The sequence below is a fragment of the Microbulbifer variabilis genome, assembly GCF_023716485.1.
In the GTDB taxonomy this organism is placed as follows: domain Bacteria; phylum Pseudomonadota; class Gammaproteobacteria; order Pseudomonadales; family Cellvibrionaceae; genus Microbulbifer; species Microbulbifer variabilis_B.
In genome coordinates this window covers 4,568,852-4,586,911 of the sequence record NZ_CP092418.1, presented here as the reverse complement: position 1 = coordinate 4,586,911, position 18,060 = coordinate 4,568,852, and the positions used below count along the sequence as shown (strand labels likewise).

General features: G+C 51.9%; 18 protein-coding genes. 6 read left to right on the top strand and 12 right to left on the bottom strand.

What is annotated here, in order from left to right:
• Window positions 1–181 precede the first annotated feature (181 nt).
• The 4 genes from MJO52_RS20040 to MJO52_RS20025 all read left to right on the top strand — a co-directional run bounded on the left by MJO52_RS20040 (window position 182) and on the right by MJO52_RS20025 (window position 4,116).
• Window positions 182–823, top strand: coding sequence for a DUF4124 domain-containing protein (locus tag MJO52_RS20040; protein ID WP_252083723.1), 642 nt, complete (start codon window positions 182–184; stop codon window positions 821–823).
• 308 nt (window positions 824–1,131) lie between these two features.
• The gene (gene glnL, locus MJO52_RS20035) at window positions 1,132–2,214 is read left to right on the top strand and encodes a nitrogen regulation protein NR(II) (RefSeq protein ID WP_252083722.1); all 1,083 of its coding nucleotides are present in this window, start codon (window positions 1,132–1,134) and stop codon (window positions 2,212–2,214) included.
• A gap of 3 nt (window positions 2,215–2,217) precedes the next feature.
• Window positions 2,218–3,624, top strand: coding sequence for a nitrogen regulation protein NR(I) (ntrC, locus tag MJO52_RS20030; protein ID WP_252083721.1), 1,407 nt, complete (start codon window positions 2,218–2,220; stop codon window positions 3,622–3,624).
• Window positions 3,625–3,783: 159 nt separating this feature from the next.
• Entirely contained in the window at window positions 3,784–4,116 is a 333-nt protein-coding gene (locus MJO52_RS20025) for a PAS domain-containing protein (RefSeq protein WP_252083720.1), read from the top strand.
• A gap of 212 nt (window positions 4,117–4,328) precedes the next feature.
• On the opposite strand, the gene MJO52_RS20020 is transcribed toward MJO52_RS20025, so the two are convergent.
• Together MJO52_RS20020 and MJO52_RS20015 are read right to left on the bottom strand one after the other, a co-directional pair.
• A complete protein-coding gene (locus MJO52_RS20020) occupies window positions 4,329–6,293 on the bottom strand; it encodes a hypothetical protein (protein WP_252083719.1) in 1,965 nt (654 codons plus the stop codon).
• 529 nt (window positions 6,294–6,822) lie between these two features.
• The gene (locus tag MJO52_RS20015) at window positions 6,823–7,353 is read right to left on the bottom strand and encodes a peroxiredoxin family protein (protein WP_252083718.1); all 531 of its coding nucleotides are present in this window, start codon (window positions 7,351–7,353) and stop codon (window positions 6,823–6,825) included.
• Window positions 7,354–7,525: 172 nt separating this feature from the next.
• On the opposite strand from MJO52_RS20015, the gene MJO52_RS20010 reads away from it, so the two are divergent.
• Together MJO52_RS20010 and MJO52_RS20005 are read left to right on the top strand one after the other, a co-directional pair.
• Window positions 7,526–7,705: a hypothetical protein gene (locus MJO52_RS20010; RefSeq protein WP_252083717.1), complete on the top strand. Its 180-nt coding sequence runs from the start codon at window positions 7,526–7,528 to the stop codon at window positions 7,703–7,705.
• Window positions 7,690–8,124 carry a hypothetical protein gene (locus MJO52_RS20005; protein ID WP_252083716.1) on the top strand — a complete coding sequence of 145 codons (435 nt, stop codon included), beginning with the start codon at window positions 7,690–7,692 and terminating at the stop codon, window positions 8,122–8,124. The genes MJO52_RS20010 and MJO52_RS20005 overlap by 16 nt, the downstream gene beginning before the upstream one ends.
• Window positions 8,125–8,339: 215 nt before the next feature.
• Here MJO52_RS20005 and MJO52_RS20000 read toward each other — a convergent pair whose 3' ends face one another.
• The 10 genes from MJO52_RS20000 to MJO52_RS19955 all read right to left on the bottom strand — a co-directional run bounded on the left by MJO52_RS20000 (window position 8,340) and on the right by MJO52_RS19955 (window position 17,957).
• Window positions 8,340–9,452 carry an AI-2E family transporter gene (locus MJO52_RS20000; RefSeq protein WP_252083715.1) on the bottom strand — a complete coding sequence of 371 codons (1,113 nt, stop codon included), beginning with the start codon at window positions 9,450–9,452 and terminating at the stop codon, window positions 8,340–8,342.
• A gap of 80 nt (window positions 9,453–9,532) precedes the next feature.
• Window positions 9,533–10,243, bottom strand: a complete 711-nt coding sequence (locus tag MJO52_RS19995) for a D-Ala-D-Ala carboxypeptidase family metallohydrolase (protein WP_252083714.1) — start codon at window positions 10,241–10,243, stop codon at window positions 9,533–9,535.
• A gap of 3 nt (window positions 10,244–10,246) precedes the next feature.
• Window positions 10,247–10,939, bottom strand: coding sequence for a D-Ala-D-Ala carboxypeptidase family metallohydrolase (locus MJO52_RS19990; RefSeq protein ID WP_252083713.1), 693 nt, complete (start codon window positions 10,937–10,939; stop codon window positions 10,247–10,249).
• Window positions 10,940–11,133: 194 nt separating this feature from the next.
• A complete protein-coding gene (locus MJO52_RS19985; protein ID WP_252083712.1) occupies window positions 11,134–12,681 on the bottom strand; it encodes a phosphoenolpyruvate carboxykinase in 1,548 nt (515 codons plus the stop codon).
• Between the two features lie 284 nt (window positions 12,682–12,965).
• Complete coding sequence (gene hslO, locus MJO52_RS19980; RefSeq protein ID WP_252083711.1) at window positions 12,966–13,844, bottom strand: Hsp33 family molecular chaperone HslO; 879 nt, start codon at window positions 13,842–13,844, stop codon at window positions 12,966–12,968.
• A gap of 115 nt (window positions 13,845–13,959) precedes the next feature.
• Window positions 13,960–14,397 carry a DUF4124 domain-containing protein gene (locus MJO52_RS19975; protein WP_252083710.1) on the bottom strand — a complete coding sequence of 146 codons (438 nt, stop codon included), beginning with the start codon at window positions 14,395–14,397 and terminating at the stop codon, window positions 13,960–13,962.
• A gap of 28 nt (window positions 14,398–14,425) precedes the next feature.
• A complete protein-coding gene (locus MJO52_RS19970; RefSeq protein ID WP_252083709.1) occupies window positions 14,426–15,874 on the bottom strand; it encodes a S1C family serine protease in 1,449 nt (482 codons plus the stop codon).
• Window positions 15,875–16,004: 130 nt separating this feature from the next.
• Window positions 16,005–16,382: an RNA-binding S4 domain-containing protein gene (locus tag MJO52_RS19965; RefSeq protein ID WP_252083708.1), complete on the bottom strand. Its 378-nt coding sequence runs from the start codon at window positions 16,380–16,382 to the stop codon at window positions 16,005–16,007.
• A 51-nt stretch (window positions 16,383–16,433) separates the two neighbouring features.
• Complete coding sequence (yrfG, locus tag MJO52_RS19960) at window positions 16,434–17,108, bottom strand: GMP/IMP nucleotidase (protein WP_252083707.1); 675 nt, start codon at window positions 17,106–17,108, stop codon at window positions 16,434–16,436.
• Window positions 17,109–17,189: 81 nt separating this feature from the next.
• Window positions 17,190–17,957: a lysoplasmalogenase gene (locus MJO52_RS19955; RefSeq protein WP_252083706.1), complete on the bottom strand. Its 768-nt coding sequence runs from the start codon at window positions 17,955–17,957 to the stop codon at window positions 17,190–17,192.
• Between the last annotated feature and the right edge of the window lie 103 nt (window positions 17,958–18,060).

Below are 18,060 nucleotides of genomic sequence, written 5' to 3'. Positions count from 1 at the left end.
GCCCGCACCCTACTGGTGCGGGCTTTTTTATTGGAGGTAAACTGATTGGGTTGGTTGCTTTTGCCGTCTATGGTCGATTTTGTATCTCTTGGACCCAAAAGCCCTCCCCTTTGAGACTGCGGCCCGCGTATTGGGCTGAGATAAGGACTACCGCTTCGCGGCTGAGTGAGTGATGGAAAATATGAAACTGCTTCAGGCCCTTTTCCTTGCTGTTCCCCTGGTGGCCTTTGCCGGCACCGATGGTGGGAATACCTCCAGTACTATTTACAAGGTCGTCGGCCCCGATGGTCAGGTGACTTTCAGCGATACGCCACCACCCAATGGGCAGGCGCAGGAGGTGCAATTGGCTCCCATTAATGTTCAACCCATTGCCCTGCCGCGAACCCTGCCAACTCGTAAATTGTCTCCAAAAGATGAGACTGACACCGGCAAGGAGGGCTATACAGGCCCGGTTTCTATCCAGATAGTGAGTCCCCTGGATGGCGCCACCATCCCGCCGGGACAGCGCTTTATTCCACTACAGGTAGACGTGCAGCCGGTGTATCCAGAGGGGGCGAGTTTCTTTGCGGTGGTAGATGGCAAACCCTGGCAGGGCAGCTCTTCTGGAGCGGGCCTGGATATCTCCCTGCTCGAGCGCGGCACTCATACTGTGCAGGCGGTACTCACCGACTCCAAGGGCCAGGTATTGGCACAATCTCAGGTGGTTACTCTCTATGTGAAACGTCCGGGTGGTAGATTGCCTGACAACTCGGCACCGCGTGCACCGCAAGCCCCCAGGGCTCCGGTTGGGCCGGGTATCCCCCAAGCCCAGCCCAGCCCCTAAATTTGCCCCGCCCTCAACGCCCTCACCGATAACTTTTTTTTTGGTGGGGGTCGCCGTTTTTATCCTTGCTGGTTGAATTTTGTTCTGCGCACTAAAATGGTGCGAACAGGGGTAAGCCATCTCAAGTGCTTCGGTGCATGTGTCAGCTGAATCGTTTAAAACCCCTAAGACTGAGTGGGTTGGGCAGTGCCTCCCAATAATTCCGTGCGCCATTTTGGTTTGCTTTTTGCACTGGCTAGATACAAGGGGTTATCGCGCCGGGCATAGGAGATTGTCCCGGCCCCTCGATGAAAAGCGGAAACGATTGAATGCTCAATGATCGCCAGTTGCGTCAGCTACTAGACAGCCTAACTTCAGCGGTACTGGTACTGGATGACCAGTTATCGCTTTGCTACCTGAATAATGCCGCCGAGGATCTGTTGGCTGCCTCCAATGCAAGGGTTGAGGGTATGCCTCTGCAGGAGGTGGTGAGGGAATCTAACGCCGCACTAAAAGCACTGCACAACGCGCTCCTCACAGGGGAAAAATTCACGGTGCGGCGCGCCCGCTGGCGCTTGCACAACCTAAAAACGCGCACCGTAGATTACTCTGTCAGCCCCGTACCGGAGCTGGGGGTATTGCTGGTGGAAGTGCAGCCGATGGATCGTTTGCTACGCATTGCTCGCGAGGATGCGTTGCTCAGTACCCAGGAGACCGCACGCAATTTGGTGCGGGGTATGGCTCATGAGGTAAAGAACCCCCTCGGAGGGATTCGCGGTGCCGCACAGTTACTGCAGCGCGAACTGCCTGACGCCTCCCTGGAAGAGTACACCCAGATCATTATCGAAGAGGTGGATCGCCTGCGTAATCTGGTCGATCGACTACTGGGGCCCCGCCAGCCAGTACAACTGGTGCCCAGCAATGTGCACGAGATCCTAGAGCGGGTGGCACAACTGGTCGAGGCCGAATGTGGGGGTGAACTACTGATTCGCCGGGATTACGACCCCTCTATCCCCGATGTGCCGGCAGACCCCGAACAGTTGATCCAGGCCTTGTTGAATATCGCCCGCAATGCCATGCAGGCCATCGATGAAAGTATTGGTCTCACTAATGGCGAAATGGTGCTGCGTACGCGGGTACAGCGCCAGTTCACGATTGGTCGGCGCCACTGCCCGCTGGTTTGCCGTATCGAAATAGAAGACAACGGCCCCGGTATTGCCGAGGAGATCCGCGAGCGTATTTTTTTCCCGATGATTTCCGGGCGCGCCGAAGGCTCGGGACTGGGGTTGTCTATCTCGCAAAACATTATCAACCAACACCGTGGCTTAATTAAATGCGACAGCCGACCAGGCCGCAGTGTATTCCAGATTTATCTGCCACTTGTTACCGAATCAGCCAATACAGGAACCTAGAGAATGAGCAATCGCGTTTGGATTATTGACGACGACCGATCAATCCGCTGGGTACTGGAGCGAGCGCTGTCACGGGAGGGGATTGAGACCCAGTGCTACGAGAGTGGTGATCGCGCACTGGATGATTTTTACAGTGACTCCCCGGATGTGGTGATCAGTGATATCCGCATGCCGGGCTCCGATGGCTTCAAATTACTGGAGAGATTCCAGGCGGAACGGCCGGGCCTGCCGATTATTATCATGACCGCGCATTCGGATCTCGACAGCGCCGTGGCTGCCTATCAGGGTGGGGCCTTTGAATATTTACCCAAACCGTTCGATATCGATGAAGCGGTAGCGGTTACCCGTCGCGCGCTGGCGCACGCCAAGGAGCAAGCCCAGGAAGAGCGTGCGGAGCCGGATAATGGCGCAAGCAACAAAGAAATTATCGGCGAAGCGCCGGCCATGCAGGAAGTATTTCGTGCTATTGGGCGCCTTTCGCATTCCAATATTACCGTGTTAATCAACGGTGAATCTGGAACCGGTAAGGAGCTGGTGGCCCAGGCCCTGCACAATCACAGCCCGCGCCGTAACAAGCCGTTTATTGCCCTCAATATGGCCGCGATTCCCAAAGACCTGATGGAGTCGGAACTATTCGGACACGAGAAGGGCGCCTTTACCGGCGCCAGCGCTCAGCGGGCGGGTCGTTTCGAGCAAGCCAACAGCGGCACCCTGTTTTTGGATGAAATTGGCGATATGCCAGCGGATACACAGACACGTTTGTTGCGTGTGCTGGCAGATGGTGAATTTTATCGAGTAGGCGGCCATACACCGGTAAAAGTGGATGTGCGTATTATCGCCGCCACTCACCAAAACCTGGAGGAGTTGGTGCGCGAGCATAAATTCCGCGAGGATTTGTTCCATCGCCTGAATGTGATTCGGATTCATATCCCGCGCCTAGCGGACAGGCGCGAGGATATTCCACGGTTGGTACGTCACTTCTTTAATGCCGCCGCCGCCGATCTCGGCGTAGAGCCGAAAATTCTCAGCAAAGATGCGGAGGAATACCTCTCCGGTCTCGACTGGCCAGGTAATGTGCGCCAGCTGGAAAATACCTGTCGCTGGATTACCGTGATGGCCTCCGGCCGTGAAGTGCATATTGAAGACCTTCCGCAGGAATTGCATCAGCAGGGTAATGAAACCGAAACGCCATTGGACTGGCAAAAAGCCCTGCGTATCTGGGCCGATCAGGCACTGAGCGCCGGGCGCAAGGAAATTCTCAGTGAGGCCGTACCGGCCTTCGAGAAGGCCCTGATAGAAATCGCCCTAAAGCACACCGCTGGACGCAAGCGGGATGCTGCGGACCTACTGGGTTGGGGGCGCAATACTCTGACGAGGAAGTTAAAGGAGTTGGAAATTAATGGAAGTTAAGAATTGCTCAGCGCTTAACTTAAGGAATAGCTTTATAAATAATTAAGCGGATATTTCTTTTAAATCTTAATCGCTGAATAAGTACATACTTTTTCTTGCTTCTCTACCAATATTTATTTATTCCACTTAAATGTATTGGTAGAAGCCTGGAGAAAGTTTATGACTGCTGATGAGTTAAGTGTTCTCGATAGTATGCCGTTTCTGTTCTGGGTAAAAAGTAGAGATGAGCAGTATTTATGGGGAAATCGAAAAATTTGTGAATTGGCTGGTGAGGATGTAGTGGGAAAGACCGATGACCAGCTGGTTTGGGCTGAAAATGCCTCAGCACTGAAGGCGGCAGATATTCGTGTTTTTAATTCCGGTAAGCCAGATTATTTACTTGAGCATGTGGTGAAATCCAGCAAGGGTGAGGAAACCCTTAGCGTTTGTAAGTGGCTCGATGATTTTGAGGGACAGCAGTGTTGTTTTGGGATCTCTTTTGTTATCGAGTGATTTGAGGTTTGTGAGAGTGGGGTGGTCAAATTGGTAGTGGCCCCGTAATATCCGTGTTGTTTTAGTTCAAGGTTCCTATTCTTGTTTATCATCATAAGGTCGGTAATGTACAAGATTCTTGCCGATTTTAATTTGAAAGTGATTGTGGCTAAATCCCAGAACTCAATAGTTACAAGTCCTGGGATTCAACGAGTTTAAAGTATTTGATGAAACTAATTTTCGATATCGGTTTTTTTAAATCGGCCGATATAGCCGCCCCGGTAGTCTATCCTGCTGGAATCTGGGATGGAAAATAGAGCGTTTTGAGTCACTCGGATATAATAAAAATTCTCATCGATGTCTAGCAGCTCTGTGTCTCTCTCTCTCCATAAAACACATTCTTCAGATTGTCCTTCACAAGAGGCTAGATAAGGAAGAGTTCCATTTTCTTCAGTGTCCAGTGATGGATCATAATAGTGCTTAGTTATTAGGGTATCATTCTCAACCTTTTCCCAGGAGCCTATTCTCGGGCTGATGCCCCACTTGGATTCTGTCAATGGTTGTTCCTGATACAACGTTTCGATATGAAAAATTCCGTTATCTTTATAGGTTAGTGCATAGTTATAGTCAGTGAGAAAGGGTGCATTATATTCAAGCCTAATAGGAGTGGGTATATTTTTAGATACTTTCTCCATCATAAATCCAGAGAATATTTTCTTTTTATCGGTATTAGGGTTATTGCCTATACCAATAAACCTCAGTGTTTTGTTGAAAAACCCAAGCGGAATGTAGCGGACTTCAGTGCCCCCCTCATACTTCACTCTTAGATCTTTATCAAAGGTGTATGAATATTTTTCACTGTTTTCTGAGGATACACCATAAACTATTTCCCCGGTGCTCTCAGTTTTATTGGTGAACTTTGCAGGAAATATGTCGCAGTCACAGTTTTGATATGTTTCTGGGTGATAAGAGGCTGCATAAAATTCCTCTGGTAGGGAGTCCCAAGGGAAAGTTAGCTTAGTGTCAGTTACATGAAAGTATCTGCTCTCAGTACTCTCGTAGTCCCCATCAGGGCCTTCACACATACCTTTAAAATCGATTTTTACTATCTGGCTATAAGGTGTTGTGAAAGCATGTTTTGCTTCAAACTCTCTATCCCGCATATTTACGCAGCTCTCTTCTATATAGTATTCCCATGTAGAGTCTCCGATGAGAGAGCCGCTTATATTGCCAAATTCATCCGTGCTTAGAGTAAACTTTCCTACTTCTGATAAGTCTGCTGATCCACTAGTTTGGTGTTGTGTGCTTAGCTCAATGAGGCCGGTATCTAGAGTAGCATCTGAATCAGTTCTTCTTGTAGAGAAAATTATTTCTTCAGATGCATTGAGTTTGTAGCTTTGATCTCGCAAATATTTATTTTCTAGTAAATAATTAATCGATTTTAAATAGATGTCATGAGTATTTTTGCTTTGATTAATTATATCTTCAGATTTCTGTATGGAAAATTGAAAGTCTTTGATGAAATCTTTGGTGTTAGAGTATTTATCAGCAGGAAAATAGTAGTTGTTTTTGTCTGTTGTGGCGCTAGAAATAGTGGCCTTCATATAGGCGGCTAGCTGTATGGCTTCATCCAGTGGGACTTCGAAAGTATATTTTTTTAAATCCTCGACTGAAGTAATGAGTTCTCCATTGTTTGCCAAGTCAATAAAGTCTGCCATGACACCGGTGAAAGTTCCTACTGCAAATGCAGGGTTATTATTTAAATAACTTACTTCATTATTAATGGCTTTATCTTTTATGTCTGAAAATGATCCGGCATATGAGCGGAATTCGAAATCCCAGTCGTTGGGCATAGAACCCTTGGCCGAAAAAGTTACCAGTTCATTTTCGTGACTAGAGTCGACTTCAACACTAAATTCATTATTATTTTTTTGGTCGGCAATATATTCTTTCTCACCAATTCTGACGGTTACGACAGGAAAGTCCTTAAAGTCCTCGGTGAAAATACCATGTAGAGTGATTGCTGATGGGGAGGAGGGCTGTCCTGAGGTGTCGCCCCCGGTTGAAGGTGTGGATGGTGTAGATTGACTTGGGGTTGGCTCAGATGAATCGCCACTTTTGCTTCCACCTCCACTGCATGCACTAATTAATACTGTAGAAATAAGTAGTGTTCTATAGAGGTTGGTTATCCTTTTCATACATAGACTTCCAGTTGATCGTGAAAATTTTGCGCATAATACATTTTTTATTTAAATATTCATCTTTGCGGTTGGTACGGCGGTGCTTCTACTTGTGTAGTTGGATGTGGCGTTAGTAGGTGTTTCAGCGTAGTGGCCGTTTGTGAGTCTTTACTATGGCTTCTGAGATTTTTTTAAAATATTTCTCTGAACTATGGGTGTGGGGGAGTTATGGAAAAAAAGTGTCTTTATAGAGTGTTAAATCTGAGGGTTATAAATTGGGGAATGATGATGGAGCCAAATAGGTAGCAGTCTTAGATATGTGATGATTGTGTTAAGCTGAAGGCTGCTTGAATGTATTGAGCTTTATCTAGTTGGTTTTTTTATAAAAAAGTTTGGGGTCTTTTGAGGTATTTAAAGTTGACTCGATGATATTGAGGGGCAGCAGAGTTGCTCTGGAGTCTCTTAATTATTGAGTGAATTATTCAAAGGCAGTTATAAAAATCTGGAACTTATAAGCAATCCGGAACTTACCTGGCAAACAAATTGATTATTGCTCTGCTCTTTCTGCTTTTTCCACGCCGAGTTTCTCTAGGTTTTTGACGATATCTTCAGCCGTAGTGGCGGGGTTGATATCTCTGTCTATTTTCAGAATGGTGCCATCTTTACCTATGTATACATTCACTCGCCGGGCGAGTTTTATAAAGGGGATTAAGACATCGTAGGCTTTGGCGACTTCTCCCGTGGGGTCGCTTAGTAGGGGGAAGTCGGCGGAATTGTACTTGGCAAACCGGACTTTCTCATCGAGTTCATCGGTGCTAGCCATAAAATAGGCAACGTTAAATGAGCGAATTTGCTCACCGTTTTTAACTAAGGATCTACATTCAATTGTGCAGTTCTTGGTAAAGACTCTGGGATACCAGGCAATTACCACCGCACTTTTTCCAACGTAGTCCTGTAGCGAGTGGGTTTTTCCATCTGTGCCCTTTAAGGAGAAGTCGGGAGCTTTTTGCCCGACCTCTAACGCCATCAGCGGTACGCTGAGTATTATGGCGACAATCAGGGTAAGCCAATATTTCATAGGGTCATCCGCTCCGGCAAAGGTGGCGTCTATGCTATTGCCGCTGTGTGCTTCCAACAATTATATGACGCTTGCAGGGTGAGGACCCTCTGTAACTGTCATCTTTGCCAAGAGTGACTGAATAGTGCCCACTGTGTGAGCCAGACTTTTCTGATATGGAGGGCGAGGTCTTATGCATTTGTGCGATAAGGCTTATGGACTTTCCTTGTCGCTGCTTTACCTGTTTACCGTGTGGCTAGTGTTCTTCACCCTGGCTTTGGGTGTCTATTGGGGATCCAATATTCTCGACGACATCGAATCCCCTAACAGCGGTGTTGTTGCAGCTACCCAACGTTTGTGGCGTTTATTTTAGCCTTTTCCTTCAATATGACTTCGGATCGTTTTAATGAGCACATGACGTTGCTAGTACGGGAGGTCAATCTCCTCAAGCGTGTCTATCTGAATGGGATTTTTTGGAAACAGGATGAAGGTGATCGCGCGCGTGAGTTGATTGCAGAGTATCTAGACCTTCGTGATTTTTATCCCTTTATCCCTTTATCCCTTTATCCCTTTATTCCGGTAAGTACGGTAGATATTGCGCGCAGTGAAGAGGTTCTCAGAGAGTTTTGGCAGTTAGTACAGAATCATATTATCAGACTCTATAAGGCCGACTATTTTCGAGCTACACCGCGTCAGATTGGTGGTAGGGCTGCCGTAGTGAGAATTCCCGCACTGCTGTGGTTGGCACTGTACTTTATGACTTTACTAGCAATGCTTGTTATTGGTTTTTAGTTGGGGACTTGCCGTGCTGGTTAGGATCGGGTGGTGCTGGCTATGGCGCTGACTTTCGCCAAGATGATTTTGTTGATTGCGGATCTAGACAGGGTCAATGAGAAAGTGCAGATGGTGGATTAGGGACCGATGAGTAAGCTCAACCAGTGTCTCAGTGCGCTGCGAGAAGACCGGTCCAGAATTCTCGCAGCGCACCAATAATAAGAGGGTCTTAATTACGCATTATCTTTTTTATGCTGCATCAGCATATCTTTGCTTTCCGGTTTAGGGGGCATCAGCATATCTTCCGGATGGACAAATTCCCGCATAAAAATTTCCCAGAAAGCCAGGAACAGGGCTGCTAACAGGGGGCCCATGGCGAAGCCACTGATACCAAACAATATCAGGCCGCCCACGGTGGAAAATAGCACCAGGTAATCTGGCAGCTTGGTGTCCCGCCCCACTAGAATAGGGCGCAACAGGTTGTCGACCAGGCTGATAACGGTAAACCCATAAGCTAACAGAATGGTCGCCTTAACCGGCTCGCCGATACCGTACAGATAGATCGCTGCGGGAAACCAGATGAGTGCTGCGCCAACGGCGGGTAACAGCGACAACAGGGTCATCAGTACGCCCCAAAGCAGTGGCGCGGGCAGGTCGAGGACCCAGAAAATAATACCGCCTAAGCTGCCCTGGGTAATCGCGACAACCAGATTGCCTTTAATTGTGGCGCGAGTGACTTCGGCAAACTTGGCCAGCAGTAGATGCTCGCGCTCATCCCCAAGGGGCAGTGCATGAATGATTAAATTGACCAGCCTGTCGCCATCGCGAATCAAAAAGAAGGTGAGGTAGAGCATCAGGCCGAGCATGACAAAAAAGTTAACGGTGTTCTGCCCAACTTCTATGGCATTTTTTGCAATAAAGCTGCCGGCATTCATCACGCCACCGAGAAGGCGCTGTTTTGCCTCATCGATGTCTACACCGATACCCTCGAGCATATCGTTCACTCGTGGGAAGGCATTGCGCACTTGCTCCAGGGATTTAGAGACATCAATTTGCCCTTCCTGTACCTTTTGATAGAGGGTCACTGCTTCATTGATAAAAGAAGTGGCCACCACCAGCACCGGTATTACCAACAATATGACGCACATAAAAAGCGTCAGCAGAGCCATAGAATTGGGGGAATTGGGAAAGCGCTGCATCAACAGCCGGTATACGGGATAAAAGATCAGAGCGATGGCACAAGCCCAAAAAATTGGCGTAAAGAAGGGCTTAATTAGTACTAAAAAAGCTACTGATACCAATATCAGCGAAAGAATAAATGAGCGCCTTTCTAATTTTTCCTGCACTGGGGTTCCCTCTACTTCTGCAAAGCCCTGTGGTATCGGGCGCCTAATTTGCGATCTATCTAAGCAGAAGCAGGGGGGATTTACCAGCGCCTGTAACCGCAGGTGTCAACGTGAAAGCGGATACCTTTATAGATTCCCAGCCCCATATTCCATTCCTTGCCTTTGTGCTTGTGGATATCTCTCAAGACAGGAACCAACTGCTCGCGGGTAAATTTATTTTGCGGCACTACGTCCAGGCCACAAAAGCGCAAATGTTTACTGCCTTTGGAGCCACCGGCCTTACTGTTGTAACTGGTGGTACGCCAGCCGGAGACCACTGTAACAGGGCCGATACGCGGTACTATCTCCCGCTGCAGCACCCTGAGGGTGTAAATCATTGAGCCCCAGTTTTCCACCGGAGGAATAGCGAAAGGGGGCTCATCCAGATCCCGCCAGTCGCTGCCCTGGCGCAGGAGCTCAAACGGGCTTACTACCTGGTCCACTCGGTTGATCTGTAGAAAATTCTTCAGTTTGTCGAATAGAGCCTGGTTTGCATTTTGTTTTAGGAAGCGGCTGAACACTCGCTCGGAGGCAGCTGGGTAGCCCTGGATATCGTAAACCTCGGGGATTCCCGGCAGCGGCAGGAGTTCGATAGGACTGATGAGCCGTTCTCGCAGATCCCGTGTTTTCTCCGAGGTGAATAACAGCACAATAATAATGGCGATGAGCAGTAGCCCTCCCAGAATTATTAACCTGCGCCGTTGGTTTCGTGTATTGCCTGTCGGACGATCACTGTTGTCTTGTATAGCCATGCTTCAATCCACCAGTTGCCATGTGCGGTAGCCACAGGTGTCGATATGGAAGAGCAGCTCTTTACCGAGACCCAGGCCGAAATTGCTCTCCGGGCCCAGGCGTGCATGCAGAGCTTGCAGTTCTTCCGCGAGTTCACCTTGGCTAATGTGAGAGGTTGGAATCAGGTCGAGGGCGCAGAATGCCCGGTGGCGAGATTTGTCGGCGTGTTCCAGCTCGCGGTTGTAGCTGTCGCTACGGAAGCCGGAAATGACCGCCACTGGACCGATTAAAGGCACTATCTCATCGCGTAGTAGTTTCAAAGTGGAGACCATGTTGGCCCACTCACCCTGCGGCGGAAGGGCGAATGGTGGCTTCTCGAGCTCCAGCCATTCGCGACCCTGGCGTAGGAGGTTGCTCACTGCAGTCACTTCGCCTACCCCTTGGCTCTCTAGGTAGTCAGTGAGTGCCTGTACCCGCGTGCGGTTTTCACCATTGCGTAAGAAATGATTGAAGCTCTCTTCACTGGCGATGCGATAACCGCGGGTTTCGACATAGGGTTTTTCTTGCGACTTCAGCCATAGCCACAGCCATAATGCAGCCAACACTGCGGCGAGTAGCAGCGTCAGGCTGGCGACCACCAAAAAATTGATTCGCCGGCCGGGCGGCCGGTGGGGGTAGAGTGTCCTGAAGCGGGTAAAAGAATTGCCTTCAGTCATGGGGTGCGGCTACAGCTCCGAAATATGCCTGAGACATGAAAGTCTTCGTGCCGACGCCTATTTCGTCGGCGCTTCTTTAAACACTATAGCCGCAAAAATCGACCTCTTACTGGGGGATTGAAAAACAAAAAAAGCCCCGGCACCTTGCGGTGGCGGGGCTTTTGCGCTTCTAAAAGAAGGCTAGATCAAGCCGATCAGACCTTGGGACCGGCGTTTTTCACATCATCGCTGACATTGAATTTTTCAATGTTTTCGGCGAACAGCTTGGCCAGTTTACCGGCCTGGTCGTCGTAGGCAGCCTTGTCTTCCCAGGCTTCGCGCGGGTTTAGGTAGGACTTGTCGACGCCCGGTACTTCCAGAGGAATATCCAGGTTCAGGGTTTCCAGGTGCTCGGTGGCAGTACCTTCCAGTGCGCCGCTCTGGATAGCCGCAACTACTGCGCGGGTTACAGGGATCGGGAAACGCTTGCCGTTGTCACCAGAGCCGCCGGTCCAGCCAGTGTTTACCAGGTATACCTTGGAGCCGAAGTCTTCGATGCGCTTCATCAGCAAGTCCGCATATTCACGCGGGGCGCGCGGCATAAACGGAGCGCCGAAGCAGGTGGAGAAAGTCGGGTGAATACCGGCCTCTGCACCCAGCTCGGTAGAGCCTACGCGCGCGGTGTAGCCAGACAGGAAGTGGTATGCGGCAGCCTCTTTGGAGAGGATGGATACCGGGGGCAGCACACCGGATACATCGCAGGTGAGGAAGACGACGTTCTTCGGCTCGCCGGCGCGGTTTTCCAGCTGGCGCATCTCTACGTGCTCCAGCGGGTAGGAGCAGCGACCGTTCTCGGTGAGGCTGGTGTCACAGTAGTCGGCGGTACCGTTCTCGTTGGTGACTACGTTCTCGACGATAGCGCCGAAACGAATAGCGTCCCAGATTACCGGCTCATTCTTTTGGCTCAGGTCGATGGTTTTGGCGTAGCAGCCACCTTCCATATTGAAAACTGCACCTTTGCTCCAGCCGTGTTCGTCGTCACCGATCAGGTAGCGCTCAGGGTCTGCGGACAGGGTGGTCTTGCCGGTGCCGGACAGGCCAAAGAACAGGCAGGTATCGCCGTCTTTGCCAACGTTGGCGGCACAGTGCATTGGCATCACGTCTTTTTCCGGCAGCAGGAAGTTCTGCACGGAGAACATCGCCTTCTTCATCTCACCGGCGTAACGCATACCTGCCAGCAGCACGCGACGCTGGCCGAAGTTGATGATGACGCAGCCTTCGGAATTGGTGCCGTCGCGCTCTGGCTCACAAACGAAGTTGGGAGCGTGCAGGATGCGCCACTCTTCCTTCGCCTTGGGGTTGTACTTTTCGGCGCGGATAAACATGTTGCGGCCGAACAGGTTGTGCCAGGCGGTCTGGGTAGTTACAACAACCGGTAGGTAGTGGTCTTCGTCCTGGCCGACGTGCAGGTGCTGCACGAAGGTGTCGTCACCGGCTACAAATGCCTCTACGCGGTCCCAGAGTGCGTCGAACTTGTCCTGTGGGAAGGGGCGGTTCACATTGCCCCAGGCGATGCTATCGGCGGTGGAGGGCTCTTCTACAACAAAGCGGTCCGCCGGGGAGCGGCCGGTGCGGGCACCAGTTTCAGCCACCAGCGCGCCGGTGTCGGAAAGTTTACCCTCGCCGCGCTTAAGAGCCAGCTCTACCAATTTTGCTGGTGAAAGGTTTTTATAAACCAGCGCGGTGTCGTCGATCTGTGCCATTCGTCGATTACCCGTGAATGTTATGTTGGATAGTAAAAAATAGGAGCCGTCCAAGTATTAGACAGCCAGGCAAAATTTGGGGGGCGCATTATGGCAAAATTCAAAATAAGCGGGTAGCAAACACGGTCACTTTTCGCGCTTTGACAGCGCTGTCACCCCAAATTAAGGCGTTCTGGATTCATAAGATCTATGTAGTATTTTTACCTTATAGATTTTGTGAATTTTTATGTTCTAAGTCGCGAATTGCCAGTAGCTGAGGCTGCTCAGTACTGGCAATAATTTCCCTAGTGCAGGGTGTGGGGTGGGGCATTGAGCAGTGACTCTACCTGCTCGCGATCAAAGCGGTATTGGGCATTGCAAAACTGGCAGTCACTGACGATTTCGCCATTTTGTTCTTCCAGTAACTTGTACACGTCTTCAGCACCGAGAGAGACCAGGGCGCGTGCGCTGCGCTCTCGCGAGCAACTGCACTTGAAGCGAATAGTGTCGGTGCCCAGGGTAGCCGGTTTCAGCTGGTGGAACAGGCGGTGAATCAGCTCGTCGTGGGGCACGTCGAACAGCTCTTGAGGGGTCACGGTATTTGCCAGGTGCAGGGCGGTTTCCCAGGCGTCGCTGTTTTCCTCGGCGCTGGCGGCATTATTACCGGGTAGCACCTGCAGCATAATACCACCCACGTTGCTGCCATCGCACTCCAGCCAGAAGCGTGTCTCCAGTTGTTCCGACTGGGCAAAGTAATCCTCCAGACACCCGGCCAGGCTCTCTTTTTCCAGCGGGACCACCCCCTGGTAGCGCTCGCCACGCTTGGGCTCCAGAGTGATAGCGATGACACCGCGAGGGCCGATCATATCGCTCAGGCTGGCCTCTTCACTTATTTGGGCGCCACCGGCGACACGGGCAATGCCGCGCAGATCACTGTGGTGGGTACACTCGGCCATAATCAGCGGCACATCGCCCTCACCGCGGGCCTGCAGGCTCAATATGCCCTCGAATTTCAGGGTGGTGGAGAGTAGGCAGGCGGCTGCGAGAAACTCTCCCAGCAAATGCGCTACCGGTGCAGGCAGTGGATTGTGCTTGAGCACTTCGCGGTAGGCGTCGGTGAGGGTCACCATCTGCCCGCGAATATCGTGTTGGGAAAAGATAAAGCGTTCCAGCTGATCGGACATAGATCGAGTGCCTCGGTATTAAAACCGCGGGATTTTAGAGGTGGATATGTCTAAATGGTAGCCGGCGCGGGTAATTGTGGCGCCGGCACCGGTACTAAGGTTGGCTGGGGAAGGGTTACCCGCAGCGATTGGCGATTTCCCGCTTGAGCTGTTCGGCCATTCTCTGGCGCTCCCGCTCTGAATAACGCACCTCTTTGCCACTCTTGTCGATAAAGGCCACCCGTCCATTAAGTGAACGCAGGCGCTGGCGCGCTTTCGTGCAAATACGCTGTTGCTCCTGTTGGCGTGCTTGTTGCTCTTGTTGCTGGCGCTGCTGGTACTCCCGCTCGGGGGCAGTGGCCGAGGACGTGATCAGACTCGGCCTCTTCTTAGTAGCCTTAGCGGCATTGATTGGGCCCAATTGTCCGGAAATATCCTGGGCCTTGCCCTCGGCCGGGGGGCGATCACTGAAGTGCACACGGCCATCGGCATCGACCCAGCGATAGAGCTCACCGGCGCTGGTGTTGGCAGCCAGCAACAGGCTGCCAACTAGGATTCCTCTCAGTCGTTTCACGGCTTCTCCATAGCCCACACAGCGGGCCTTACTCCTCTTTATTGGCCAGTCTGCTGAACAGCCCCTGCGAGTGGCGCTGGGGGATATGGTAGGTCTGCAGAATCATTGCCTCTTGTTCTTGAGCTTCGGCGTGATCTAGCACCATGCGATAGCCGGAGCGATCGCGCAGCTCTACAAAATTCTCTTTGTTGGTTTCCATCAATTGGGCAAACTCGTCGAAGTCCGCGACATTGTGGCCATTCACCGAATCGATAATCCAGTTTTTCCAATCGTGGTAACCCAGGTTGACGTTGGCGGGCAGGACCTTGAGCGCAACCACCAGCTCGCGGCGGCTCTCGTCACTCCACTGGTTGCGTGCATAGAGATAATCGATTGGCGCCTTGGAATGCCAACTCTTGCCCCACCGCTTGATCAGGTTCATGTTCAGAGGCACGAAGACCACGCCGCCATAAATGTAATAGCGCGGCTGCTGGTCAAATTGCTCACCCACCACCAGGGCGCGGGAGGGTGGCGGTGCTGCCAGGGCCACTTGCGCACTTTTTTCTTCACCATTGCGGGAAAAGCGCACCGGTAATTTGTCGCCGACATGATGGCGGTCCACCGCGTAGTGGTAGTTAGTGCGCTGGTTTTCACGCCATTCGACGGTGCGATCGGCGGCAACCTCGAAGCCATCAACTTCCAGCAACACGTCGCCGGGTTGGAAAATTTCGGCAGCGGGGGAGTCGCTAAATACCTTGACGATCATTGCGCCGTCCTGGTCCTCGCTGAGACCGGCAGCCTTCTTCATGGAAGGGCTCTCCAGGCTCTGGGTCACCAGGCCCAACTCGGGGAAGCCCTGGTGTTCGCCGTCTTTGGCGTCTTCGAGTACATGGGCGATTACGCTGGGAGGCACAAAATAACCCAGGTTTTCGGCGCTCTGGTTGGTCTGCATGGCCACACCGACGATGCGACCACCGGAAATGACCGGGCCGCCGCTATTGCCGGGGTTAATGGCCGCGTCGATCTGGCCGGCCATCAGATAGCTCTCGGCGTGGGCATAGTACTGGTGTTCCACCCTGGACAGTACGCCGCGGGTGATCGACAGGGACTTGCCGCCAATGGGGTAGCCGTACACGGTGACCTCTTCTTGCAGGTCCGGCAGTGTGCCCAGTGTCAGTGGGCGGGTGTCTTTGAAGAAACTGTCATCATCCACGGTGAGCAGAGCCAGGTCGGCGTCGTGGGAGACAAACTTCACTCGGGCGCGGAATTTCTTGGCGTCGCCGTGGCGTTGCACCTGAATAAAGCTACCGTTGGCCACCACGTGGGCGTTGGTGAGGATCTGCTTGTTGCGGATAACCGCGCCGGAGCCAGATAACTGCTTGGGGTTAAGCAACGCCCAGGGATTGAAGTAGTCCGGGGCGGCAGCAGTGGTGTAAATTTTGATTATCGAACGCTTGAGCTGCTCGTGTTCGCGGCTATCGGCGAGGGCCGTCTGCATTCCGAGCAGAAGCAGCAGGGAGATGGCGATCAGTCGTTTCATCGTGGCTGTTTTCTATCGGGTTAAGTGGGGGCAGTTTAGCAGCTATAGACAAAAATGGCGGAATTTTCACCACTTTTGTCATTTGAGCCTACTCCTGCTCGCGCAGGAAGCGGTGGATCTGGCGGCGCTGCTTTTTATTGGGTCGCTCGCGCTGAATCCCCGCATTGGCTGCCTGGCGTTCAGTGCGCTCCTTTTCGCGCCGGGCAATGCTGTCCTCGGCCTCGCGGTACAGGGTGCGGGCGATATCGGCACCGCGACGCTGGTCGGAGAGGGCAATAACCTCCACCTCAATCAAGTCCCAGCCTTGGCGGATACTCAAAAGCGCGCCAACGGTGAGATCTTTGCTGGCTTTGACCCGATGTCCATCGGCGTGCACTTTACCACCTTCGATAGCCTGTTTGGCGATACTGCGGGTCTTAAAGAAGCGTGCGGCCCAGAGCCACTTGTCGATACGTACTTTTTCCATCGAATCCTGTTGATCAATATAAACTTGGGCCCGGGTTATGCGGGCTTATTGTTACTGCGCTTTGTTACTGCGTTGCAGTGACATAATTTCATCGAAGTGATGAATCGCCGGGAAGTCGCTGATCTGCCGTTTGGGCCCGCGGCTGTCCGGCTGACGGATACACAACAGGTGGGCGATGCCATAGTCCTGTGCGGCGGCCAACACACTCTGGTTGTCGTCAACAAACAGCGTGCGCTCCGGGTCGAAGGCCACCTCCTCGCGCAGGGCGTGCCAGAAGTTTCCACTCTCTTTGGCATGTCCATAATCGTGGGAGGAAATGATGTCGTCAAACCATGGCTCGAGGCCGGTAATTTGCAGTTTGTGGTCGAGTCCATGGCGGTGTGCATTAGTGACCAGATAGGTGGGTTTACGCAGTTGTCGCAGTCCCTGGAGGAAGGCCTCGGTATGGGGGCGCAGGGCGATGCGCTCTTCGATCTCGCGCAGTATGGCGAGGATATCCAGCTTTAGAGTTTCCGCCCAAAAGTCCAGGCAGTACCACTCCAGAGTGCCGCGGCGTGCATCAATTTCCCGCTGCAGCTCTATTTGGGCCCGCTCGGGATCGAGACCGTGTACTTCGGCGTAGCGTTTGGGTAGATGATCGAGCCAGAAATGGTTGTCGTAGTGCAAGTCCAGCAGGGTGCCGTCCATATCCAGCAGTACGGTGTCGATACTTCGCCAGTCGAGCATGGGGCCTGTCTACCTCTCTGTGGTGGGGGTGGGAAGCCAAATTGTAGCCTTCCCAAAATATCCCCAGTATGAAGGTGGGCATTATGCCTGGGCACGGCGTATGCCGTACAGGATGGCAAACTGAGCACCGTAATAGCTGAGCATAATTGCTGTGTCGGCTAGAGGTAGCGGTGCTATGAACTTATTCACAGCGATCAATGCGTCGGACAGCATAAAAGTGAGTGCACCGGCGAATAGCAGCCCGGAATTGCCCCGATGAGCCCCGGCGCCTAGGGCCATGGCGACAATGGCAAGCAAGTAAAGAAGCACTGCTGGCGCCAGCTCCCCCGCTGCGGGAAGTATCCAGCGGGCCAGTCCCACTGCGGCCAGCAGAACAGGCAAGATACGTAACAGACTGCGGCGTTTGCGGAAGTTGGCAAAACGCAGGAAATTGGCCGCGTAGAGAAGTTGTGCCACCAGGAAAGCACCCAGGCCAAAGATAAACTGGTGGGCAAACCTCATTTCCAGGAGTACATCGCCGAGTGCGGAAAAAGCCAGGGCCGCAAGTGTCAGAGTGCGAGTGAGCCCATCCAGGTGCCGCATCGCCATCAGGGCGAGAATGGCGATTGGCAGAGCTTTCAGCGAAGCCATCCACAGCCCTTGAATTGCCATGCTGTCGAGGAGCATAAAAAGAGCGGCAAAGAATATAAATGCTACAGGCATAAATAGGCTTGCATGAGTTGCATCATGGGCATCGGAGGTCATATTCGGATTCATGGCAGCGCCTTTATTTTTGGTTTTATGTTTATCGGAAAGAAGCCAGTCACTAAATGTGGCACAAAGACGTGTTACCACCAACCGGATCGCCATGAATTCACAGCTCCGTGTGAAACCAGTTCCTTATGTTGGCGGCGATTACTTGCAGAGGGATTTCCTTGTGGGTCTCTTGGGGCGGCGTACATCTGGGTTACTA